This window comes from Clostridium carnis (genome assembly GCF_054657435.1).
The window spans coordinates 340074-363886 of record NZ_BAAHYS010000001.1 but is presented as its reverse complement, the minus strand read 5'-3'; the positions used below and the strand labels follow the sequence as shown (position 1 = coordinate 363886).

27 protein-coding genes are annotated in these 23813 nt (G+C 29.3%); 26 read left to right on the top strand and 1 reads right to left on the bottom strand.

Annotated elements, in window-relative coordinates; genetic code table 11:
* The first annotated feature begins 66 nt into the window (after window positions 1-66).
* The 19 genes from ACYQ1T_RS01860 to ACYQ1T_RS01770 all read left to right on the top strand — a co-directional run bounded on the left by ACYQ1T_RS01860 (window position 67) and on the right by ACYQ1T_RS01770 (window position 17015).
* The gene (locus ACYQ1T_RS01860) at window positions 67-1557 is read left to right on the top strand and encodes an aldehyde dehydrogenase family protein (protein ID WP_459831115.1); all 1491 of its coding nucleotides are present in this window, start codon (window positions 67-69) and stop codon (window positions 1555-1557) included.
* 46 nt (window positions 1558-1603) lie between these two features.
* The gene (gene cutC / locus ACYQ1T_RS01855; protein WP_459831114.1) at window positions 1604-4144 is read left to right on the top strand and encodes a choline trimethylamine-lyase; all 2541 of its coding nucleotides are present in this window, start codon (window positions 1604-1606) and stop codon (window positions 4142-4144) included.
* A gap of 59 nt (window positions 4145-4203) precedes the next feature.
* On the top strand, window positions 4204-5157 hold the full coding sequence (cutD, locus tag ACYQ1T_RS01850) for a choline TMA-lyase-activating enzyme (RefSeq protein WP_459831112.1): 954 nt from the start codon (window positions 4204-4206) through the stop codon (window positions 5155-5157).
* Between the two features lie 36 nt (window positions 5158-5193).
* The gene (locus tag ACYQ1T_RS01845; protein WP_459831110.1) at window positions 5194-5547 is read left to right on the top strand and encodes a BMC domain-containing protein; all 354 of its coding nucleotides are present in this window, start codon (window positions 5194-5196) and stop codon (window positions 5545-5547) included.
* The gene (locus ACYQ1T_RS01840) at window positions 5544-5984 is read left to right on the top strand and encodes a EutP/PduV family microcompartment system protein (RefSeq protein ID WP_459831109.1); all 441 of its coding nucleotides are present in this window, start codon (window positions 5544-5546) and stop codon (window positions 5982-5984) included. Before ACYQ1T_RS01845 ends, ACYQ1T_RS01840 begins: the two co-directional genes overlap by 4 nt.
* A gap of 13 nt (window positions 5985-5997) precedes the next feature.
* Entirely contained in the window at window positions 5998-6672 is a 675-nt protein-coding gene (locus ACYQ1T_RS01835) for a cobalamin adenosyltransferase (protein WP_459831108.1), read from the top strand.
* Complete coding sequence (gene eutJ, locus ACYQ1T_RS01830) at window positions 6654-7499, top strand: ethanolamine utilization protein EutJ (RefSeq protein WP_459831106.1); 846 nt, start codon at window positions 6654-6656, stop codon at window positions 7497-7499. Before ACYQ1T_RS01835 ends, eutJ begins: the two co-directional genes overlap by 19 nt.
* A gap of 14 nt (window positions 7500-7513) precedes the next feature.
* Window positions 7514-7816 carry a BMC domain-containing protein gene (locus tag ACYQ1T_RS01825; protein ID WP_459831105.1) on the top strand — a complete coding sequence of 101 codons (303 nt, stop codon included), beginning with the start codon at window positions 7514-7516 and terminating at the stop codon, window positions 7814-7816.
* Window positions 7813-8073, top strand: coding sequence for a EutN/CcmL family microcompartment protein (locus tag ACYQ1T_RS01820; RefSeq protein ID WP_459831104.1), 261 nt, complete (start codon window positions 7813-7815; stop codon window positions 8071-8073). The genes ACYQ1T_RS01825 and ACYQ1T_RS01820 overlap by 4 nt, the downstream gene beginning before the upstream one ends.
* A 17-nt stretch (window positions 8074-8090) precedes the next feature.
* Entirely contained in the window at window positions 8091-9419 is a 1329-nt protein-coding gene (locus tag ACYQ1T_RS01815; RefSeq protein WP_459831103.1) for a 4Fe-4S dicluster domain-containing protein, read from the top strand.
* Between the two features lies 1 nt (window position 9420).
* Window positions 9421-9969 (top strand): BMC domain-containing protein, encoded by a 549-nt coding sequence (locus ACYQ1T_RS01810; protein ID WP_459831101.1) that lies wholly within the window; start codon window positions 9421-9423, stop codon window positions 9967-9969.
* Window positions 9970-10023: 54 nt separating this feature from the next.
* Window positions 10024-10686, top strand: coding sequence for a cupin domain-containing protein (locus tag ACYQ1T_RS01805; protein ID WP_459831100.1), 663 nt, complete (start codon window positions 10024-10026; stop codon window positions 10684-10686).
* 22 nt (window positions 10687-10708) lie between these two features.
* Window positions 10709-11401: a BMC domain-containing protein gene (locus ACYQ1T_RS01800; protein ID WP_459831098.1), complete on the top strand. Its 693-nt coding sequence runs from the start codon at window positions 10709-10711 to the stop codon at window positions 11399-11401.
* Between the two features lie 38 nt (window positions 11402-11439).
* A complete protein-coding gene (locus tag ACYQ1T_RS01795) occupies window positions 11440-13005 on the top strand; it encodes an acetaldehyde dehydrogenase (acetylating) (protein WP_459831096.1) in 1566 nt (521 codons plus the stop codon).
* Window positions 13006-13656: a phosphate propanoyltransferase gene (locus ACYQ1T_RS01790; protein ID WP_459831095.1), complete on the top strand. Its 651-nt coding sequence runs from the start codon at window positions 13006-13008 to the stop codon at window positions 13654-13656. It abuts the gene before it with no gap.
* A 75-nt stretch (window positions 13657-13731) separates the two neighbouring features.
* Window positions 13732-14022: an ethanolamine utilization microcompartment protein EutM gene (gene eutM / locus ACYQ1T_RS01785; protein WP_459831093.1), complete on the top strand. Its 291-nt coding sequence runs from the start codon at window positions 13732-13734 to the stop codon at window positions 14020-14022.
* A gap of 238 nt (window positions 14023-14260) precedes the next feature.
* Entirely contained in the window at window positions 14261-14500 is a 240-nt protein-coding gene (locus ACYQ1T_RS01780; RefSeq protein WP_459831091.1) for a DUF1292 domain-containing protein, read from the top strand.
* 191 nt (window positions 14501-14691) lie between these two features.
* Window positions 14692-15855 carry a class I SAM-dependent methyltransferase gene (locus ACYQ1T_RS01775; RefSeq protein WP_459831090.1) on the top strand — a complete coding sequence of 388 codons (1164 nt, stop codon included), beginning with the start codon at window positions 14692-14694 and terminating at the stop codon, window positions 15853-15855.
* Window positions 15856-16181: 326 nt separating this feature from the next.
* A complete protein-coding gene (locus ACYQ1T_RS01770) occupies window positions 16182-17015 on the top strand; it encodes a deoxyribonuclease IV (RefSeq protein WP_459831088.1) in 834 nt (277 codons plus the stop codon).
* Window positions 17016-17115: 100 nt separating this feature from the next.
* On the opposite strand, the gene ACYQ1T_RS01765 is transcribed toward ACYQ1T_RS01770, so the two are convergent.
* Window positions 17116-17727, bottom strand: coding sequence for a methyltransferase (locus ACYQ1T_RS01765; RefSeq protein ID WP_459831086.1), 612 nt, complete (start codon window positions 17725-17727; stop codon window positions 17116-17118).
* Window positions 17728-17915: 188 nt separating this feature from the next.
* On the opposite strand from ACYQ1T_RS01765, the gene ACYQ1T_RS01760 reads away from it, so the two are divergent.
* From ACYQ1T_RS01760 to ACYQ1T_RS01730, 7 genes are all read left to right on the top strand, one after another.
* Window positions 17916-18902 carry an aldo/keto reductase gene (locus ACYQ1T_RS01760; RefSeq protein WP_459831084.1) on the top strand — a complete coding sequence of 329 codons (987 nt, stop codon included), beginning with the start codon at window positions 17916-17918 and terminating at the stop codon, window positions 18900-18902.
* Between the two features lie 58 nt (window positions 18903-18960).
* Entirely contained in the window at window positions 18961-19572 is a 612-nt protein-coding gene (locus ACYQ1T_RS01755) for a TetR/AcrR family transcriptional regulator (protein WP_459831083.1), read from the top strand.
* Between the two features lie 299 nt (window positions 19573-19871).
* Complete coding sequence (infC, locus tag ACYQ1T_RS01750) at window positions 19872-20390, top strand: translation initiation factor IF-3 (protein ID WP_459836428.1); 519 nt, start codon at window positions 19872-19874, stop codon at window positions 20388-20390.
* A 21-nt stretch (window positions 20391-20411) separates the two neighbouring features.
* On the top strand, window positions 20412-20609 hold the full coding sequence (rpmI, locus tag ACYQ1T_RS01745; protein ID WP_459831081.1) for a 50S ribosomal protein L35: 198 nt from the start codon (window positions 20412-20414) through the stop codon (window positions 20607-20609).
* A 23-nt stretch (window positions 20610-20632) separates the two neighbouring features.
* Window positions 20633-20992: a 50S ribosomal protein L20 gene (gene rplT / locus ACYQ1T_RS01740; RefSeq protein ID WP_459831080.1), complete on the top strand. Its 360-nt coding sequence runs from the start codon at window positions 20633-20635 to the stop codon at window positions 20990-20992.
* Between the two features lie 544 nt (window positions 20993-21536).
* Entirely contained in the window at window positions 21537-21962 is a 426-nt protein-coding gene (locus ACYQ1T_RS01735) for a UDP-N-acetylglucosamine pyrophosphorylase (RefSeq protein WP_459831078.1), read from the top strand.
* Window positions 21963-22215: 253 nt separating this feature from the next.
* Complete coding sequence (locus ACYQ1T_RS01730; RefSeq protein WP_459831076.1) at window positions 22216-23784, top strand: sulfatase family protein; 1569 nt, start codon at window positions 22216-22218, stop codon at window positions 23782-23784.
* Window positions 23785-23813 lie beyond the last annotated feature (29 nt).

Sequence of the window (23813 nt, the reverse complement as noted above, 5' to 3'; positions counted from 1 at the left end):
GTGGGTATTGAATACAAAATATAAAAGAGTATATTATGGTTATTTTAATGAAAAGGAGAGAAAAAAATGAATATAGTTGATAACGATTTACTCTCCATACAAGAATCACGAATTCTTGTTGAAAATGCTCGAGAAGCTCAAAGAAAATTAGCAACCTTTTCACAAGAAAAGCTTGATGAAATTGTTGAAAGGATGATTGAAGAGGTAGAGAAGCATACTTATGAACTTGCAATGATGTCTAGTGATGAAACAGATTATGGAAAATTTGAAGATAAGCATATAAAAAATAACTTTGTTTGTAAGTATTTACGTAACAGGCTTAGGGGTATGAAGTGTGTTGGAATAATTAGTGAGGATAAAGAAAAGAAAACTATGGACGTAGGAGTACCTATGGGGGTAATAATTGCCTTTTGTCCATCAACAAGTCCAGTTTCAACTACAATATACAAGGCTTTAATTGCAATAAAATCAGGAAATGCAATTATATTTTCACCTCATCCAAGAGCTAAAAAAACTATTTCAAGAACTTTAGATATTTTAATTCGTGCAGCAGAAGGATATGGATTACCAGAAGGAGCACTTACGTATCTTCATAATGTAACAGTTAGTGGAACATTAGAGTTAATGAATCATAAGGATACTTCATTAATAATAAATACAGGTGTACCAAGTATTCTAAAAGAAGCTTATAAATCAGGAAAACCAGTAATATATGGTGGAACTGGTAATGGGCCGGCTTTCATAGAACGTACAGCAGATATAAGACAAGCTGTTAAAGATATAATTGCTAGCAAAACCTTTGATAATGGTGTTGTTTCAGCGGCAGAACAGTCAATTGTTGTAGATAGTTGCATTGAATCAGAAGTGAAAATAGAACTAGAAAAAAATGGTGCGTATTTTATGACGGAAGAAGAATCAAATAATCTAGGGTTACTTTTCTTTCATAATGATGGAAGTCCAGAACCAGAAGTTGTTGGTAAATCAGCACAGGAGCTAGCCAAAAGAGCAGGCTTTAGTGTATCTAATGATATCAAGGTTCTAATTTCAAAACAAAAGTATGTTTCACAAAATAATCCTTATTCTAAGGAAAAGCTTTGTCCAGTACTTGCATATTACATTGAAGATGATTGGATGCATGCTTGTGAGAAGTGTATAGAATTATTATTAAGTGAAAGGCATGGCCATACTCTAGTAATACATTCAAAGGATGAGGAAGTTATTCGTCAATTTGCGCTTAAAAAACCAGTAGGCAGGGTATTAGTGAATACACCTGGAGCTTTAGGGAGTATGGGAGCAACAACTAATTTATTTCCTTCAATGACATTAGGTAGTGGATCAGCAGGTCAGGGAATGACATCTGATAACGTTTCTCCAAAGAATCTAATATATATAAGAAAAGTTGGATATGGAGTTCGTAAAGTTGATGAAATAATTAACTATAAATCAGTAGAAAATACAGAACTATCTAAAGAATGTGAAGCAAATAAAAACTACAACCTAGAAAATACAGAATTTTTAGAAAATATTTTAAAGAAAGTATTAGAAAATTTAAAATAAATTAGATTATTAATCTAAAAATATATAAGGAATGTGAGGTAAGAATTTGGATATTCATGAATTTTCAAATAAGTTTAAAGAAGCTACTCAAAATATGTCTTCTGAAGAACGTGATTGTTTAATGAAGATGTTTGAAAGTATTTCAAAAGGAATTATAAAAGAAGAGCCTACTACAAAAGTATCTGTAAATACTGAAGGTGATAAAATTCCAGATGGAATAACAGAACGTTTAACACGATTAAAGGAAAATTATTTAAAGCAAGTTCCAACAATAACAACATATCGTGCAAGAGCTATTACAAAAATAGCTAAAGAAAATCCAGGTATGCCTAAAATTTTATTACGTGCTAAATGTTTTAAATATTGTTGTGAAACTGCACCACTAGTAATTCAAGATAATGAATTAATTGTAGGAGCACCTTGTGGAGCACCACGTGCAGGGGCATTTTCTCCTGATATAGCATGGAGATGGATGGTGGATGAAATTGATACTATTGGTACTCGTGCTCAAGATCCATTTTATATTTCAGAAGAAGATAAGAGGATTATGCGTGAGGAACTATTCCCATATTGGTCAGGTAAATCAGTTGATGAATACTGTGAAGACCAATATCGTGAAGCTGGTGTTTGGGAACTTTCAGGAGAATCATTTGTTTCAGATTGTTCTTACCATGCTATTAATGGTGGGGGAGATTCAAACCCAGGATATGATGTTATTTTAATGAAAAAGGGTATGTTAGATATTCAACAAGAAGCAAGGGACAACCTTTCAAAGCTTGATTATGAAAACCCTGAAGATATAGAAAAAATCTACTTCTATAAAGCCGTTATAGATACTACAGAAGGTGTAATGATTTATGCTAAGCGTTTATCAGAATATGCTGCACAATTAGCAGCTAAAGAAACAAATCCTAAGCGTAAAGCTGAATTACAAAAAATATCTGAAGTTAATGCAAGAGTACCAGCACATAAACCAAGCACATTCTGGGAAGCAATTCAAGCAGTTTGGACTATTGAATCTTTATTAGTAGTTGAAGAAAATCAAACAGGTATGTCTATAGGTCGTGTGGACCAATACATGTATCCATTCTATAAAGCTGATATTGAGTCAGGAAGAATGAATGATTTTGAAGCATTTGAATTAGCAGGTTGTATGCTTATTAAAATGTCTGAAATGATGTGGATTACAAGTGAAGGTGGATCTAAATTCTTCGCAGGATATCAACCATTTGTAAATATGTGTATTGGTGGTGTTACAAGAGATGGTCGTGATGCTACTAATGATTTAACTTACTTACTTATGGATGCAGTTCGTCATGTTAAAATTTATCAACCATCATTAGCATGTCGTATTCATAATAAGTCACCTCATAAATATCTTAGAAAGATAGTTGATGTAGTTCGTGCAGGAATGGGATTCCCAGCTTGTCACTTTGATGATATTCATATAAAAATGATGTTAGCTAAGGGTGTTTCTATTGAAGATGCAAGAGATTACTGTTTAATGGGATGTGTTGAACCACAAAAATCTGGTAGATTATATCAATGGACATCAACTGCATATACTCAATGGCCAATATGTATTGAGCTTGTACTTAATAATGGCGTTCCACTTTGGTATGGAAATCAAGTTTGTCCAGATATGGGTAATATAGATAATTTTAAAACCTATGAAGAGTTTGAAAATGCAGTTAAAGAACAAATTAAATATATAACAAAGTGGACTAGTGTTGCTACTGTAATTTCACAACGTGTTCATAAAGACCTTGCACCAAAGCCTTTAATGTCTGTTATGTATGAAGGATGTATGGAAAAAGGTAAAGGGGTTGAAGCTGGTGGTGCAATGTATAACTTCGGACCAGGAGTAATATGGAGCGGGTTAGCAACTTATACAGATTCTATGGCAGCTATTAAAAAATTAGTATTTGAAGAAAAGAAATATACATTAAGAGAACTAAATGAAGCTTTAAAAGCTGATTTTGTTGGATTTGAAAAGCTTAGAAAAGATTGTTTAGAAGCACCTAAGTATGGTAATGATGATGATTATGCAGATTATATTGCTGCTGATTTAACTAATTTTACTGAAATGGAGCATCGTAAATATAAGACATTGTATTCAGTCCTTAGTCATGGTACTTTATCAATTTCAAATAATACACCATTTGGTCAAATAACTGGTGCAACAGCAAATGGACGTAGAGCATGGATGCCATTATCTGATGGTATAAGTCCATCACAAGGTTCAGATTATAAGGGACCTACAGCAATAATTAAGTCAGTATCTAAAATGGCTTGTGAAAATATGAATATTGGTATGGTTCATAACTTTAAGCTTATAGCTGGACTTCTTGATACTAAAGAAGGTGAAGATGGAATTATAACATTATTACGTAGTGCTTGCGCTCTTGGCCTTGGTGAAGTTCAATTTAATTATTTAGATAATAAAACTTTAATTGAAGCACAAAAGCATCCAGAACAATATCGTGATTTAATTGTCCGTGTTGCAGGATATAGTGCATTCTTTGTTGAGTTATGTAAGGATGTTCAAGATGAAATAATTAGTAGAACAATGCTAACACATTTTTAAAATATAAAAAATTATTTTAGAAATTACAGAGTAATAAAATAGACTGGAGATTGAATAGTATGGGAAATAAAAACTTAGGTATAATCGAACGAAAAGCAACAATTTTTAATGTTCAAAAATACAATATGTACGATGGACCAGGAGTAAGAACTCTAATATTTTTTCAAGGTTGCCCACTACGTTGTAAATGGTGTGCCAATCCGGAAGGAATGATAAAAAAAGCTAGAGTTATGTTTAAAAGCAATTTATGTGTTAATTGTGGTGCTTGCGTTTCTGTTTGTCCTGTTGGAATACATACTATTTCCAACGAAAGCCTAAAGCATGAGGTAAATCGTAATATTGATTGTACTGGATGTGGAAAATGTGTTGATGCTTGTTTAAAATCAGCTTTATCTATAGTAGGAGAAGTAAAAACTATTTCTGAACTTTTAGAAATTATTGAAGAAGATAGGGCATTTTATGAAGTTTCAGGTGGTGGTGTTACATTAGGCGGTGGTGAAGTTTTAATGCAACCAGAAGCTGCATGTAATTTACTTATGGCATGCAAACAAGAAGGTATAAATACTGCAATTGAAACTTGTGGATATGCAAAAAAAGAATCAATATTAAAAGTTGCAGAGTTTACAGATTTATTTCTATTTGATATAAAGCATATTAATTCAGATAAGCATTTCCAATTAACGGGAGTAAGAAATGAACAGATACTAGAAAATTTAAAGGAAATTCTTCGTCGTAAATATAATGTTAAAATCAGAATGCCGTTATTAAAAGGTGTAAATGATTGTAAAGAAGATATTGAAAATGCTATGGAGTTTTTAATTCCTTTCAAGGATTATAAAAACTTTAAAGGAATTGATTTACTTCCATATCATAAGATGGGGGTAAATAAATATAATCAGTTAGGAATTGATTATCCAATTAAAGGAGATCCAAGCTTAAGCAATGAAGATTTAGACAAAATTGAAAGTTGGATTAAAAAATACGATTTGCCTGTTCAAGTGATTCGTCACTAAATAATTTCAAATAAATAAAAATGGAAGGTAAGGTTTATGGGAGAGTTTTTTGAAAGAAATATACAACGTGTTATACAGGAATCAGTACCAGGTAAGCAAATTACAATAGCTCATGTTATTGCCTCACCTATGCCAGATATATATGAACGGTTAGGTATTGATGAAAAGGGAGCTATAGGAATTTTAACATTAACACCATATGAAACTGCTATTATTGCAGCTGATATTGCAACAAAGGTTGCTGATGTTGAAATTGGTTTCTTAGATAGATTTACTGGATCTTTAGTTATAAATGGTGATGTACAGAGTGTTGAAACTGCGCTTATTGCTGTAAATGATACACTTAGGAATTTACTTGGATTTACAACTGCTCCCATTACAAGAACATGAGAAAGAAGAGAATTATGGTAATAGGCCCTTCAAGGTGTGGAAAAACTACATTAGTAAATGAATTAAATAATTATCATGGTGAATTAAGAAGGACACAAGATATGATTTATGGTGAAAATACTATTGATGTACCAGGATCGTATATAGAAAATTCTTGGATGTATAAGCATATAATTGCAGCAGCTCAAGATGCTTCTCATGTATTAATTTTAGTTGATCAATCTAGATGTACAGATGTATATTCTCATGGGTTTGCAAAGTCTTTTAGATGTCCTGTGATAGGGGTAATAACTAAATGTGATTTAATGCCAGAGAATAAGGAAAATTGTTTAAGGCAGTTAAAAATGATAGGGATTTCAGAACCATATTTTCATATTAGCTTTTCTAATGGAATTGGGATTGATGCTTTAAAAAAGTATTTATTTGAAAAAAGGTAAGTTAAAGGGGGCAATGATGAAATTTATTACTGAAGAGTATTTAAGAGATTTGTATAAGAAAGAACCTTTTAGTACCTATGAATTAAATCAGGGAGAACGTCTTACACCTGGAGCAAAACAATATCTGTCTGATAAAGGTATAAAAATGTTAAATGATGTTTCATGCAATAATAAGAAAATTTCTGAAGTAAAGCAATCAAAAACATTGCCAGTAGGAAATAAAAATAATAAGAAGAAACTTTATTATAAATTAAAATCTATAGAAGCATTATTCCTTGTAACAAGTAGTGACATTTTAAAGGAAGATATTACACTAGCTCAAAGTATTATTACTTTAGGAAAAAATATTACAAATATAAGAAAATTTATAGAGGGAAAAGGTAAAATAGAGAGCATTAGTTGTCAATATTGTACTGGAATAAATGAAACAAATTTTTACGATGACATTGAGGACTGCTTTGAGATTACAGAGTTTTTTATGCAACTTGAAAGAAGCAAAGAGATTCTAAGATTACATGCACTTCGTTGTAGTATTCATGAATTAAAGCCATATGTTATTGAAGTGTATGAAAATGAAGAAAATAATTTAGGAAATGAAGTTATTAAAAATATTAATTCAATTATTAATTCATTATCCCAAATGATTTGTTCAATTATTGGAGGGAAAAGATGTCAGAGAAAAAATTAACTTTTGAATATTGTGATAAGCTTGTTCAAGATTTTGAAGAGGTTATAAATAAAACAATTAAAACAGAATCATCAACTTACTATACAGGAGTTGATTTAGGAACTGCATGTATAGTTCTAGCAGTTTTAGATGAAAACTACAAACCAGTTGCAGGAGCTTATAGATACGCAGATGTAGTTCGTGATGGTATGGTTGTTGATTATATTGGAGCAGTTAAGATTGTAAGAGAATTAAAGCAAGAGATTGAGGAAAAGTTAGGTGCAGAGCTAATTTATGCAGCAGCAGCTATACCACCAGGAACTGATGCTTTAGATTCAGGTGCTATTAAAAATGTAGTACAAGCAGCTGGGTTTGAACTTACCAGTATATTAGATGAACCTACCGCTGCCAATGCAGTGCTTAAAATTGAAAATGGAGCAGTTGTAGATATAGGAGGTGGAACAACAGGCATTTCTATATTACAAAATGGAAAAGTTGTATATGTAGCAGATGAACCAACAGGAGGAACTCATTTTTCATTAGTTATTTCAGGAGCTTATGGTATGCCTTTTAAAGAAGCAGATAAATTTAAAAGAGATAATACAAAGCATAAAGAGTTACTTCCAGTGTTAAAGCCTGTAGTGGAAAAAGTTTCATCTATTATTAATCAACATATAGAGGGACATGATGTTAAAGAAATTTCTTTAGTAGGTGGAACTTGTTGTTTAACTGGGATAGAAGAAATAATAGAAAAGAAAACTGGAATATATACACATAAACCTAAAAATCCAATGTTTGTTACACCATTAGGGATAGCTCTTAGCTGTACAAAGGAAATTATTGAATAAGGAGAGTGATAAACGTGGAATTTAGGATTATAAAATCACCTTCTGAAGGGACTATGGATATTCTAAAAAGACGTATGGGAACTAACTGTAAAACAGATTTAAATACTGCTGATGCAGTTGGCCTTGTTCAAGGAAGAATGATAGAAATGATTTATGCAGCTGATATTGCAGAAAAAGCTGTTGGAGTCACAGTTGCGGATATAAGAGGAAGTTGTCCTCAAAATATGATTTTAATTGCTATTTTTGGAGATACGGCTTCAGTAGAATCAGCAATTAATGAAATTAAAATGAAGATGGAAGAAGGAAGAGCATTATGATAACAGCAAAACTGATTGGTAATGTGTGGGCAACTAGAAAAGCAGAATCTCTTAGTGGATTTAAGCTTATGCTAGCTGAGGAATTTGGTGGAATTAATGAAGGAAGAAGATTAATAGTAGTAGATACCATTAGTGCAGGTATCGGGGATAGAGTAATTATATGTACTGGTTCCTCTGCTCGTAGAATGTTAGAGGATGATAATATTCCAGTTGATGCAGTTATTGTAGGCATTATTGATGAAGATTGTAATTTATAATTTTAGGAGGTATAACCATGAGTCTTTTAGATAAAGTAAAGGATGCAGGAGTTATTGGGGCTGGTGGTGCAGGGTTTCCAACTCATGCTAAATTAGCAGCCAAAGCAGAATATATACTTCTAAATGGAGCTGAATGTGAGCCTCTTTTAAGAGTTGATCAACAGTTGATGGAGATTTTTCCAGATGAAATAATTAAAGGATTTGAAGCAGCTAGAGAGTTAGTTGAGGCAAAGAAAGGAATTATAGGAATAAAGGGAAAACATAAAAAGGTAATTTCTATTTTAAAGGATAGAATTATAAATTTACAACTAGGGGATTTAATTGAGGTAAAAGAACTTCCAGATATTTATCCAGCAGGCGATGAACAGGTTCTTGTTTATGAACTTACAGGAAGAGTTGTTCCGGAAGTAGGCATTCCAATTCAAGTTGGTTGTGTAGTTGTTAATAGTGAAACAGCATTAAATATTTATAACGCTTCTTTAGGTAAGGCAGTTACAGAAAAATATATCACTATCTCAGGTGATGTTCCAAAGTCTGTAACTGTAAAAGTACCAGTTGGAACTAAGATTATAGATGTATTAAAGCTTAGTGGTATAGAAAACTTTAATGATTATGCAGTTATTGATGGGGGACCGATGATGGGCCCTGTAATGAAAAATTTAGATGGATATATAACAAAAAAAAATAAGGGATTTATAATACTTAAAAAAAGTCACTTATTAATACGTAAAAAATCTGTTGAAATAAATCAAGCCAAAAGAGTAAATAGATCAGCTTGTGAACAATGTAGAATGTGTACAGATATGTGCCCACGTTATTTACTAGGTCATAATACTCAGCCACATAAGATGATGAGAGCTATGGCATACAATGTAGATAATATAGAAGAACAAAAAATATCACAGCTATGTTGTCAATGTAATTTATGTGAATTATTTTCATGTCCAGCTGGACTTTATCCTAAAGCTGCCAATTTATATTTTAAGCAAAAGCTTGCTGAAAAAAATATTAGATATAAGACAACAAAGGATAAATTTGAAGTAAGACAAGCACGTGAATATAGATTAGTTCCAAGTAAAAGACTTATTGCAAGGCTAGGATTAAGAGATTTTGATAAACAAGCTCCTTTAGTAGATATTGTATTAGAACCTAAGACAGTTTGTATTTTAAAGCAACAACATGTAGGCGCACCAGCTATTTGTACAGTAGCTATAGGTGATCATGTTCAGGCAGGAGATTTAATAGGTAAAGTTAAAGAGGGAAGCTTAGGAGCTAATATTCATGCAAGTATTTCAGGAAGTATTTTAGACATTGGAAATGATTTTATAACCATAAGGAGGGATTAATTTGGCTAATGCAATAGGAATGGTTGAATTTACAAGCATTGCACGTGGAATTTATGCAGCGGATCAAATGCTTAAAACTTCAGAAGTTGAAATAGTTACAGCTACTTCTGTTTGTCCAGGAAAATACATTGCAATAGTTAATGGTGATGTTGCTGCTGTGAAAGAATCTGTAGATGTAGGAGAAAAGATGGCAAATGAATTTTGGATTGATTCAATAGTTATCCCAAATGTAAGTCCATTAGTTTTTCCAGCAATTACAGGAGCAACAATGCCTGATAGCATACAAGCACTAGGAATTTTAGAATCCTTTTCTATAGCAAATATGGTTATAGCAGCAGATGCTATCTTGAAAGCTGCTAATTTAGATCCAATAGAGCTTAGATTAGGAACTGGACTAGGAGGGAAATCTTTCTTTACCTTTACTGGTGATGTGGCTGCAGTTGAAGCTGGAATTGAGGCTGGAAAGTCCATTATGGAAGAAAAAGGTTTATTAGTTAATGCAGAGATTATACCATCTCCTTCAGATAGATTACTACAGTCTTTACTTTAAAGATAAGTAAAAACATTATATAAAATTAATTTTATAATGAAAGGATGTGAATAAATGAAAAGGTTAGTCATTGCAAAAGATATCGAAACCTTAATAAAACAAGGTGAAACAAAATTTTATATTGATAGTAATGTAATTATTACACCAGCAGCTAAAGATTTAGCAAAAGCTAATGGTATAGAATTTACTACAGAAGCACCTAAATGTGAATCAAAAGTAGTTGAATCACTGCCAAAAGCTTGCCTAGATGGTATGGATAACGAAATGCTTTTAGCTTTCTTTAAGACTATGATGGATAAAGGGCTTTTACAAGAAATGCTTAATTGTCTAAATAAACCTAATAAGCCTTATACATTTGAAAGTGATAAGGGAGGTTTAAAGGTTGTTAGAGGTAATACAGTTAAAATGGACGTATTTGATACAGGTGACCCAAATGTAAAAGCTTATTATCAAGAATTAGTTAGTAAAGAAGAATCTAAAATGAGTGCAGGATTTTTAACAATAGAAAATTCACGCTTTGATTGGGAATTAACCTATGAAGAAATTGATTATGTAATTGAAGGTACTTTAACAATAGAAATTAATGGAAAAACCTATACTGCATATCCTGGTGATGTACTATTTGTACCATCAGGCTCTAATGTAGTTTGGGGTTCACCTAATAAAGCAAGAGTATTTTATGCTACGTATCCTGCAAACTGGGCGGATCTTTTATAGTAAACTTTGGGGGGATTAAGCTATGAAGGCACTTGGATTAATAGAAACAAAAGGACTATTAGCAGCAATTGAAAGTGCAGATACAATGCTTAAAGCAGCAGATGTTAGTATTTTTGATAAAACCTATGTTGGTGGTGGTCTTGTTTCAGTAGCAGTAACCGGAGATGTAGGAGCAGTAAAAGCAGCTGTAGAAGCTGGAGTTTTAGCTGTTAAAAAACTTGATAGTTCATTGCTTGTTTCAGAACATGTAATACCTAGGCCACATGAGGAAATAGACAATATTATTGGAATTAAATGTACAACAATTAATATAGATAATTCTAATATTAAAAAGGAAATTGAAGATATAAAAGAAGAGTATAACTATGATGATAATAATATAAAAGAAAATTGTAGTAATGATGAGTCAAATGTTATAGTAGATAATTTATTTGATAATAGTTTTAAAGATAACACTTTAAAAATTGATACTTTAGAAAATGAAAGCAAAATTCATTCTAATAAAGTAGATTTAGATAATTTACAAAAAGATACTATAGATAATTTAGTAAAAGAGAGTGGAATAGAAAAGGCTATTGAGATTTTAAATAAGCTTAAATTAACAAAAATTAGAAATTTAGCTAATCAATATAATGATTTAGGAATAGAAAATGACGCAATTTCTAAAGCAAGTAAAAAGTCACTAATTACTAAAATAGAAGAATATTATAAATAGCTTTAATACACGCATATTCTAAAAGGAGGAATGACAAAATGGAGAATTTTGATAAAGATTTACGATCTATTCAAGAAGCAAGAGATCTTGCGAGACTAGGAAAAGTTGCAGCAGGAAAAATTGCTGATTATAGTGAAGAACAAATTGATAGAATTTTATGTAATATGGTTAAAGTTGCTGCAGAAAATGCAGTATGTTTAGCTCAAATGGCTGTAGAAGAAACTGGTTTTGGTAAAGTTGAAGATAAGACTTATAAGAACCATATGGCATCAACAATTTTGTATGACGCAATAAAAGATATGAAGACTATTGGTGTAATTAAAGAAGATGAAATAAATAAATTAATTGAAATTGCAGAACCAGTTGGTTTAGTAATGGGAATAGTACCATCTACAAATCCAACATCAACTACTATTTTTAAATCTATCATTGCAATTAAATCTAGAAATGCTATAGTATTTTCACCACATCCATCTGCTGCAGAATGTACAATTAAAGCAGCTAAGTTAATGAATGAGGCAGCAATTGAAGCAGGAGCTCCTAAAGATATTATTGGATGTATTTCTATACCAACTATTGGAGCAACAAATGAACTAATGAAAAGTAAAGAAGTTGCAATTATTATAGCAACTGGAGGCCCAGGAATGGTAAAAGCAGCTTATAGCTCTGGTAAGCCTGCACTTGGAGTAGGAGCAGGTAACTCTCCAGCATATATAGAAAGAAGTGCTAATGTTAAGCAAGCTGTTACAAATATAATTGCAAGTAAGACATTTGATAATGGTACAATCTGTGCATCAGAGCAATCAATTATATGTGAAGAATGTAATTATAATGAAGTTGTTGAAGAATTTAAAAAACAAGGTGGATATTTTATGACAACAGAAGAAACTAATAAGGTTTGTAACTTGTTGTTTAAGAATGGACACAATATGAATGCTAAGTTTGTTGGTAGATCACCAAAGGTTATTGCAACTGCTGCAGGAATTTCTATTCCAGAAGGAACTAAAGTACTTATTGGAAAGCAAGAAGGTGTAGGTGATGGTTATCCTCTATCATTTGAAAAACTTACTACAGTGCTTGGTTTCTATACAGTAAAAGACTGGCAAGAAGCATGTGAATTAAGTATTCAATTACTTCAAAATGGAATTGGTCATACAATGAGTATTCATACTGAGGATAGAGATATAGTAATGAAATTTGCTAGAAAGCCAGCTTCACGTATTTTAGTTAATACAGGAGGTAGCCAAGGTGGAACAGGTGGAAGCACAGGTCTTATACCATCATTTACACTAGGTTGTGGAACTTGGGGAGGTAGTTCAGTATCTGAAAATGTTACCCCAATGCATTTAGTTAATATAAAGAGAGTTGCTTATGGTTTGAAGGATTGTGCAACATTAGCTTCTGCTGACTCAACTTTTAATTGCATAAAAACTGCTGATAACTGTCATTCTACACATAATCAATGTGAAACATTAAGCCCTTCTCAATATGCAGCTGCATCAAAGTGCAATAGTAATGTTACTAATAATAGTACATGCACTAATAATGAAGAGCTTATGAAATTAGTTAATGAGATAGTAAAGGCAATGAAGGGGGACATCTAAATGGATGGATGTGAAGCTATATTGAAGCTTTTACTGGAAGCTGTACAAGCTAATTCAGCCAAGACAGTAGTGAATAGTAATTCATGGGAAATTCCAGTGGGCGTTTCAAATAGACATATACATCTTTCACAGAAAGATTTAAACACTTTATTTGGTGAGAATTATCAGTTGACAAAAATAAAGGATTTGTCACAACCTGGTCAATATGCATGTAAGGAAACTTTAACAATTTGTGGTCCCAAAAGTGCTATTGAAAAAGTTAGAATTCTTGGTCCTACAAGAAGTAAAACTCAGGTTGAAGTATTAGCAGGAGATTGTTTTAAACTTGGTGTTGTTTCACATCCAAGATTATCTGGTGATTTATGTAGGACACCAGGGATAACTTTAATTGGGAAAAATGGCTCAGTTCAAATAGAGGAAGGATTAATAGTTGCACAAAGGCATATTCACATGACACCAGAAGAGGCTAGAAGATTTGAAGTTTCTGACGGAGATATAGTTTCAATTAAATTTGATGATCTAAGAGGTGGAATTTATAGTAATGTAGCTATTAGAGCAACAGATGCTTCTAAACTTGAATGCCATATTGATACTGAAGAAGCAAATGCTATGAATATTAATTCTAGTTCAAAAATAAAAATTATAAAGTGAAAAATAAAAATTTAAATACAAAAGTTATTAATAAAAAATATTAAATAAAATGAAAGAAAATAGGAGGATTTTAAAATGAAATATGATGCATTAGGAATGATAGAAACAAAGGGTTTAGTTGGTTCAATTGAGGCTGCAGATGCTATGGTTAAGGCTGCAAATGTTTATCTAATAGGTAAAGAATATGTTGGTGGTGGTCTTGTAACAGTTATGGTAAGAGGTGATGTAGGAGCCGTAAAAGCTGCTACTGATGCAGGAGCAGCAGCAGCACAACGTGTTGGTGAATTAATTTCAGTTCACGTTATTCCACGTCCACACTCTGAGGTAGAAGTAATTCTTCCATCATCTAAAGAAGCTGTAAAATAATTAATAAACTTAAATGATGTAGAAAAGTAAAAAAGGGTTATCTTGAAAATGATTTTAAATAATATTCAAGATAGCCCTTTAAAATTGTTGATAAATTAATATTTGGGATGGGAAATAAGTGAATAAAATACCTTATTTTAAATTTTAATGACATCTATAATAAAAGACGTATAGAAATGAATACTTTTATAAAGAAAGAGAAAAAATAATCACATCAAATTAAATAGGAGTTGTGGTTATGAGTGAAGAAAGAATAATGTCCTTTAGTGATGATAATGGAAATAAGGTAGATTATGCAATTTTAGAACAAAGATTAATTTGTGGTAATGAATATATAGCATTGGCACCAGTTAAGGATACTACCCACATAGAACTTTATAAAATTAAGTTTGATAAAGATTGGAATGAATCCTTAGTGGAGGTAGATTCAGAAAAAGAAATAAATATGTTTAAGCAAATATCTAGCCTTAAACTATAGTTTTTATAAATCAGTATGTCTAATGATATACTGATTTATTTTATAATTAAGTGAATTATGGTTATAAAATAAACAATAATGTAGTATTAAGCAAATGTATATAAATAAAAAAATACTTTAATTAAATTAATATATATAATATTATTATTGTATAAAAATTAGTTTTAAAATAAATAGCAAGGTGTGTTAAAATGGAAAACTTAAAGAATTCAATAAATGAAATTATACAAGAAGATATTATAAAAATAGTAATAAGTAATAAAATGAATAAAGATGTTAAATATAATAAAATAACATTTATGTTAAAAGAAAATAAAAAAAATAAATATTATCAAATAGAAAAGTACACAGATAAGCAGGTATTCCATGAAAATATTAATTTAGAAAACTTAGAAAGTAAAGTTTTAGAATTAGTATCAGAAAATTATAAACAAGTTGCTGCTTGGTCAAATGAAACAACATTTGATTTAAAAATATCTAAAAAGGGAAAAGTTTTTCTAAGTAAGAAAAAAAGTGATAATATTAAAATTGTTCAAAAAGGTCATAACAAAGAAAAAAATTATATTCTTAAAGAGGGAATGATTATTGAGCCGCTTATAGATTTGGGAGTCTTTACAAAAGAGGGTAAAGTAATTAATTCAAAATATGATAAGTATAAACAAATAAATAGGTTTATAGAAATTATTGATGATGAAATTAAGAAAAATGAGTATAAAGAGCTCACTATATTAGACTTTGGATGTGGAAAATCTTATTTAACATTTGTATTATATTATTATTTCGTAGAAATTAAAAATATTAATGTAAAAATGATTGGATTAGACCTTAAAGAAGATGTAATTAAAAAATGCAATGATATAGCAAAGAGATATAATTATGAAAATCTACATTTTGAACTTGGAGATATAAATGGATTTAAATATAACAATAAGGTTGATATGGTAATTACTCTACATGCTTGTGATACAGCTACAGATTATGCTTTATATAATGCAATAAAATGGAATAGTAAAATGATTTTTTCAGTTCCATGTTGCCAACATGAATTTAATCATCAAATGAAGGCAGAATCATTATCTATATTAACAAAGTATGGTATAGTTCAAGAAAGGGTTGCTGCTCTTATGACAGATTCAGTAAGAGCTAATCTTTTAGAATGTGCTGGCTATAAAACACAGCTTTTAGAATTTATAGATATAGCACATTCACCTAAAAATATATTAATTAGAGCATCAAAATCTAATATATCAAAGAGCAAAAAGGAAAAGTCTTTAAATGAAGTTAGTGATTTAATGAAGCAATTTAACTTTAATCCAACATTATTTAATTTATTAAAAGAAGATAATTTAATCTAAATATTAACGGGTATTTTATTATTTTTATAATAAGATACCTTTTTTAATTTTATATCAAGGCATAATTACTTAAATATTAAAGAATAAAATTCAGTCGATACAACTTCCACTAAGGAAAACTTTAGAGAGCGTATATGTTAAAAATTAAAAGTAAGAAGTAATTTAAAACATTTTTCTAGTAATTGATTTTAAATAATAAAAATTATCCATTGCATAAGATAATTAAATTGTAGTATTATTTTATTTAAAGTTAGTTAAATTAAATGTTAAAAAGTAGATTATAATAGTTAAAATTAAATGTAATTATAAATATGGAGGAATATGAGATGTTAAATATAGGATGTCATTTATCAACTACTAAAGGATTTAAGAATATGGGAAAGGAAGCGATTGAAATTGGTGCTAATACATTTCAATTCTTTACACGTAATCCAAGAGGAGGAAAGGCAAAAGAAATAGACGAAAAGGATGTAAAAGCTCTTTTAGAAATAATGGAAGAAAATAAATTTGCTACAGTATTAGCTCATGCACCATATACATTAAATGCGTGTTCAGCAGATGAGAATACTAGAAAATTTGCAAAGGAAATGATGGAGGATGATTTAGTTAGAATGGAATATTTACCAAATAGCTTATATAATTTTCATCCGGGTAGTCATGTTAAGCAAGGGGTTGAAGTTGGAATTAACTATATTGTAGAGTTACTTAACTCAGTAATTAAAAAAGAGCAAACAACAACTATACTATTGGAAACTATGGCTGGAAAAGGTACAGAAGTTGGTAGAAGCTTTGAAGAAATAGCAGAGATTATTAACAAAGTAGAATTAAAAGATCATATGGGAGTTTGTATGGATACTTGCCATATTTATGATGCAGGATATGATATTGTTAATAATTTAGACGGTGTGTTAGATGAGTTTGATAGAATAATTGGATTAGATAAGTTAAAAGCAATTCATTTAAATGATAGTAAAAATCCATTTAAAAGTCATAAAGATAGACATGAAAAAATTGGAGAGGGCTTTTTAGGATTAGAAGCTATAACTAGAATTATAAATCATCCTAAATTAAGGCACTTACCATTTTTCCTTGAAACACCTAATGAACTTGATGGTTATGCAAAAGAAATAGAATTACTAAGAAATTCATATATAAACTAATTATTTAGTATGGGCTATCTTCATTAAAGATATAATATATAGTGTTTAAATAAATTTAGAAGCTATAGATTAAATTTTTTGCTTAGATAGCCCGTTACTTTTATAAATAATTTAACTTGTAAACTAGAAATTTTTGGCGATAATCAGAATTATAAAGATTATCTAATTTAATTTCTTTTTTTATTTCAAAAGCTGTATTATTTTCCAGATAATATATGTAGTCATCTGATGGATAATATAAAATAATCTCAATTTCTCTTTCGTTAGATTGAAGTGAGTCTAAAATATTTCCTATAATTTTTATAAATATTTGAATAGAAAATGGATTAAAAAAGTAAAATTTATTATCAGATGGACTTATTTTATAGTTTTCTGCAAAACAATTTAGGAATGATATTTTATCATTTATTTTTTTATGCTTTTTTAGATATTGGACCTTATTGTTAAGGGCTTCTTTATAAAAATAATTATTCATTTCTATACCTATAACATTTATATCATAAAAATAATTTGCAAAAAAATTAAGCCTTCCTTTCCCACATCCAAAGTCAACTATGGTATCAGAATTTTTTATTTCAATATTTTCAAATAAATTTTTAAAAGCAAAATACGAAGTTGGTTCATATCTATTATAGTGAAGAGATTCATTAAAAACTTTTTGATCTCCACAAGTTTTTATATTAAGTAAATTTTCATAATATTGTTCTTCCATAATAAAATTCCCTTTATTTATATTTTAATTACTTTAAAATTATATTATTTAAAAAGTTAATAAGTAAAGAAAAAGATTTTATTAAGTAACATTAATTTAGAAAAATGTATATATAGTCATTAAGGATAGTAAGGAGAAAGTTTAAATTCACTAAATTTTAACATTTTAAAAGTATTATAGGAGGAGTTATGAGGTATATTAATAAAAATAGATATGAAAATATGGAGTATAGAAGATGTGGTAATAGTGGATTAATGTTACCAGCTATATCTTTAGGGTTTTGGCATAACTTTGGAGAAAAAAATAAATATGAAAATATGAAGGAGATAGTTAAGGAAGCCTTTAACAATGGAATAAATCATTTTGATATTGCAGATTGTTATGGACCACCATATGGAGCTGCTGAAGAAAATTTAGGTAAGATATTAAAATCTGAACTAAATGGATATAGAGATGAAATATCTATTGCAACTAAAGCAGGATTTGATACATGGGATGGTCCTTATGGAGATTATGGTTCTAAAAAGCATTTAGTAGCAAGTATTGATCAAAGTTTAAAAAGGTTAGGGGTAGAGTATGTTGATATATTTTATCATCATGTACCTGATAATAATACACCTTTATATGAAACCTTAAGTACATTAGACCTATTTGTAAAACAGGGAAAGGCACTTTATATAGGAATATCAAATTATGATAATAATCAAACTTCTGAAGCAATTGAAATATTTAATGAACTTGGTACACCATTTATAGTAAATCAAATACCATATTCAATGCTAAATAGGGATAGTGAATTTAATTTAATGCCATTGTTAGAAAAAGAAAAAAAAGGAATGGTTGCATTTATCCCACTTGCACAAGGGCTATTAACAGGTAAATATTTAAATGGAATTCCAAAGGATTCAAGAGCAGCTATTTTTCCAGAGTATTTTGTAGATACAATTAATAATATATCTTTAATGGAAAAAATAAGAAAACTAAATGAAGTTGCTAAAGTAAGAAATCAGACATTAGCTCAAATGGCTATTTCTTGGAGTTTAAGAAATAAAGTAGTTTCAACAGTATTAGTTGGAGCAAGTAAAGCAAGTCAAATAAGAGAAAATATTTTAGCTCTTAAAAATATGGAGTTTTCAAAAGAAGAGTTACAGTTAATAGAAAAAATATTAAATTAGTTAAATAAAATAAATTAATAGTAATAGGAGTTAGCAAGTAAATTTAAGGAGTGTTTAGATGTCGCCAAAAATATCAGATGAAAAAAAGGAATATCAAAAAGAGAGAATAAGATCTGGAGCAAAAGATGTTTTTAGAAAAAGAGGATATGAAAAAACTACTATGAAGGATATTAGAGAACATATCGGAATGAGTGCAGGAGGTCTTTACACCTATTTTAAAAGTAAAGAAGAGATATTTCTAAATATTTTGGCTTTAGAAATAAAAAGAGAAGTTAATATTAATATGGTTAAAGAAAAAACAGTTTTAGAACAATTTGAAAGCTATATTGAATATATAGAGGAATATATTAAAAAGTTAAATTACGGAATAGAGCCTATTATATATGAATACTCAGGAGCTTCATGGAGAGAACCAAATAGATCAATAGTTTTAAAAAATAGATATAATAATAAATTAAACTTTATATTAGATTTAATAGATGAAGGTGTAAAAAGAGGAGAATTTAATTTAAGACTTTCTAAAGAGAGTATTGCAAGTTTTATTATAATTACCATTAAAGGTATTATAAGTAGTGTACTTTCTATAGGAAATGAAATAATTAAAATAGATATGCAAATAAAAACATTAAAGGAATTTTGTAATTTTGCTTTTGGCATTAAAGAGATATAAAAATAAAAATATCTAAAAATTATGTATATTTTAGATAAGAAAAAGTTAAAAATATAATTGAATAAAGTATATAATTTATAATTCAAATAAATTTTATTTGACATATATAAAATAAAAGTATATAATAATTCAAGTGAAGTGGAAAAGTCATTCCCACCTTACGGCATTAGCTTAGTAGGGTAGTATTGTTTGAATATCACTGAATTTTATTCGGGTAAGTATATGAAGATAAGGATGACTATGGTCATCCTTTTTTATTTGAATTATATATTATAGTTAAGGAAAAATTTTGGAGGTGAATTAATATTAGTAAAAAATTTGTTTGTAATGAAAATATAAGAGAAAAAGAATTAAGAGTTATTGATAGTGATGGAAGTCAGTTAGGGGTTATTACTACTGTAGAAGCACAAAAAATAGCTGATGAGAAGGAATTAGATTTAGTTATGATTTCTCCAACTGCTAACCCACCAGTTTGTAAAATTATGGACTTAGGGAAGTATATATACGAGCAATCAAAGAAAGAGAAAGAAGCTAAGAAAAATCAAAAAATAACTGTTATTAAAGAGATAAGATGTAGCCTTACAATTGAAGAAAATGATATCGCAATTAAGGCTAAAAATGCTAGAAAATTCCTATTAGATGGGGATAAGGTTAAGATTACTGTTAGGTTTAAAGGAAGAGAGGCTCAATTAGGACACATGGGTAAGAAAATCCTTGAAAACTTTGTTTCTAAGCTTGAAGATGTTTGCATTGTTGAAAAACCAGCAAAGCAAGAAGGTAGAAACATGACAATAATGGTAGGACCTAAGAAAGCATAACTTGAGAGGAGGATTTTTATTATGCCAAAAATGAAGACACACAGAGGTGCAGCGAAGAGATTTAGAAAGACTGGTACAGGTAAGCTTAAGAGAGCTAAAGCTTTCAAAAGCCATATCTTAACAAAGAAAAGCGCTAAGAGAAAGAGAAACTTAAGAAAAGCTGCTTATGTTTCAACAACTCAAGAAAAAGCAATGAAAAAATTATTACCATATCTATAGGATACATTAGGAGGAATTGAAACATGGCAAGAGTTAAGAGAGCGGTTAACAGCCGTAAGAATCATAAAAAAGTACTAAAGCTTGCAAAAGGATATTACGGTGGAAAGAGCAGATTATTTAAAACTGCTAATGAATCAGTAATAAGAGCTTTAAGAAATGCTTACGTAGGTAGAAGATTAAAGAAGAGAGATTTTAGAAGACTTTGGATAGCAAGAATAAATGCTGCTACAAGAATAAATGGTCTTTCATACTCAAAATTCATGAATGGAATAAAATTAGCTGGGATTGACATGAACAGAAAAATGTTATCAGAAATAGCTATAAATGATCCAAAAGCATTTGCAGACTTAGTAGAAGTAGCAAAAGCACAATTAAGCAAGTAATTTTAAAGACAACTATTAGTTAATAGTTGTCTTTTTTGTTTTTAGGAAATAGAATATAGATAAATCTTTAGATAACTTTATATAGTAGTAGAATAAATAGTATAAGAAGGAAAAGTTTTAAATTCTTTATATTTAATAAGAACAAGAGAGTAAATAGAGAAATTTAACAAATAATAGATAATTATGAAAGAAAGGTAATATTGACATAGAAAGATTATTAATATAAACTTTTATTGTAAACTTTCAAAAGTATAACACAAAAATAATTGCTTAAAATTTTGTTTATTTAGAGACTTAGTAGGGCGTAATAGAATTAAATGTTTTCTAGCGTAACCTAAGTGTTCTTTAAATAATATTTTAGAGCTGCAGGGTTTCTGTAGCTCTAATTGAGTTTTTATATAAAACTCAAAGATAATAACTATTTAAAAATAGTTATTATTAAATATATTGATTTATTGAAAATAGAATGTATAATTAATTTTAAGAAGTAAATTAATTATAAAAATAACTATATAGATGTTTTAAGTTGAAAAAAGGAGAAATTATGAAATTAGATTTAGAAATATACGAATTAGGTCAGGCTTTAAAAAAATTAGAAAAGGAATACAGCTTAGATGTTTTAGTAAAAATGAATTTAAGTGGTGGTTGGATGACAATGAATGGTTCGGCTGAAATTGAGTCTGTACCTAAAGAAGTTGTGGTAGGTTGTAGTGGAAAAAGTAACAATATTATAGATATAAGAGTAAAAACTGATAATAAAGAGGGTGCATTAATTAAAATAACAGGCGCTAAAAATAAAGTGTTTAATATAGATATTGCATCAACAAGATATAAAGAGCTTTCCTCAAATACTTTAACTATTAATCAAATAAAAGTTAACAATGAAGAATGTAAGTTAAGAATTGGAGAAGACATAATATTTACAATTAAGGCAACTGTGGAAGAGGTTATAAATATTATTCAAAATTAAGGAAACTAAAAATATAATTTTGAATTAAAAACTATCTATAATAATTATTATAGATAGTTTTTTTATTACTAAAAATATGCATAGTTTATTAAAAATTGTACATATAAAAAAGTGAATATTGTAAAAGAAAATATAAGAGATTACAATTTTATTTGATAATGTTTTCAATTTGTATTAAGTCTAATTTATTTAAAAAAATAATAGACTTAACAAAGTATTAGTTTAATAATTATTAAAAAAAGGGGGGTAAAATATGAAGCCTAATGTTTTACTTATAACAAGTGATCAGCAACATTATAATACTTTAGGAAAATTTAATAGTGAAATTAAAACTCCAAATCTAGATAGGTTATGTGAAGAGGGAACAACCTTTACTAGAGCATATTGTACTAATCCAACATGTACTCCATCAAGAGGAAGTATTATTACAGGAAGATATCCGAGTCAGCATGGGGGATGGAGTTTAGGAACAAAAGTATCAGAAAAAGAAATAACAATTGGGCAATGCTTGAAGAAACATGGATACAAGACGGCTTTAATAGGAAAGGCGCATTTTCAACCATTAGCATCGACCGAAGAATTCTCATCATTAGAGTCATATCCAATTATAAATGATTTAGAATTTTGGAGAAATTACAATGAACCATTTTATGGATTTGATCATTATGAATTAGCAAGAAATCATACAAATGAATCTCATGTAGGTCAACATTATGCTTTATGGCTTGAAGAGAAAGGATGTAAAAATTGGAGAGATTACTTTCTTAAGCCAACAGGAAATATGGATCCTAATAAATATAAACGTATGGAGAGATTAGCTAGAGAAAAGGGAGGATTTTATAATGCAAAAAGAAATTGGGGGAAATGGGATATAAAAGAGGAATATCATTATAATACATGGATAGCTGAAAGAACTAATTATTTACTAGAAGAATATAAAAAAAATAAAGAAGGATTTTTTTTATGGAGTAGTTTCATTGATCCTCATCCAGAGTATTTTGTACCTGAGCCATGGGCATCAATGTATAACCCAGATAAAATTACATTAAAGAATACTTTAGTTGAAGGAGAGCATGATAAAAACCCCCCTCATTTTAGAATGACACAAGAATTAGAGCCAGATTTTTCAAGTTATTATTCTACAGAGTTTGGAATACATGGATTCCATTCACATCTTCAGAAGGAAGAAGAACTTAAAAAAGACATAGCATTATACTATGGAATGATCTCAATGATGGATAAGTATATAGGAAAAATTTTAGATAAACTAGATGAACTTGGATTAGCAGAAAATACAATAGTTGTATTTACAACAGATCATGGTCATTTTTTAGGACAACATGGGTTAATTAGAAAAGGTCCCTTTCATTATGAAGATATGATTAAGATTCCTTTTATAGTTAGGTATCCTAATAAGATACAGGCAAATAAAGTAAGTGACTCAATGCAATCATTGGTAGATTTAGCACCTACATTTTTAAGTTTATGTGGTGAAAAAATTCCAAGAGTAATGACTGGATTAGATCAAAGTTTGGTATGGCTTAATGAAAAAGAAAATATAAGAGATCATATAATTGTTGAAAATAGACATGAAGATAAAACAATGAATCTTAGAACTTTTGTTGATAAAAGGTATAAAATAACTATATATTATGGGCAAGAGTATGGAGAATTATTTGATTTAGAAATAGATCCTGAAGAAAAAAATAATTTATGGAATAATAATAAATATAAAGATTTAAAATTAAAGCTTATATTAAAATATTGCTGGGCGGAATTAGAAAAGGAGCCTATGTGGATGCCACGTATAAGGCATGCATAAAAAATAGAAGTCCTTTTAAAGTTTTACTT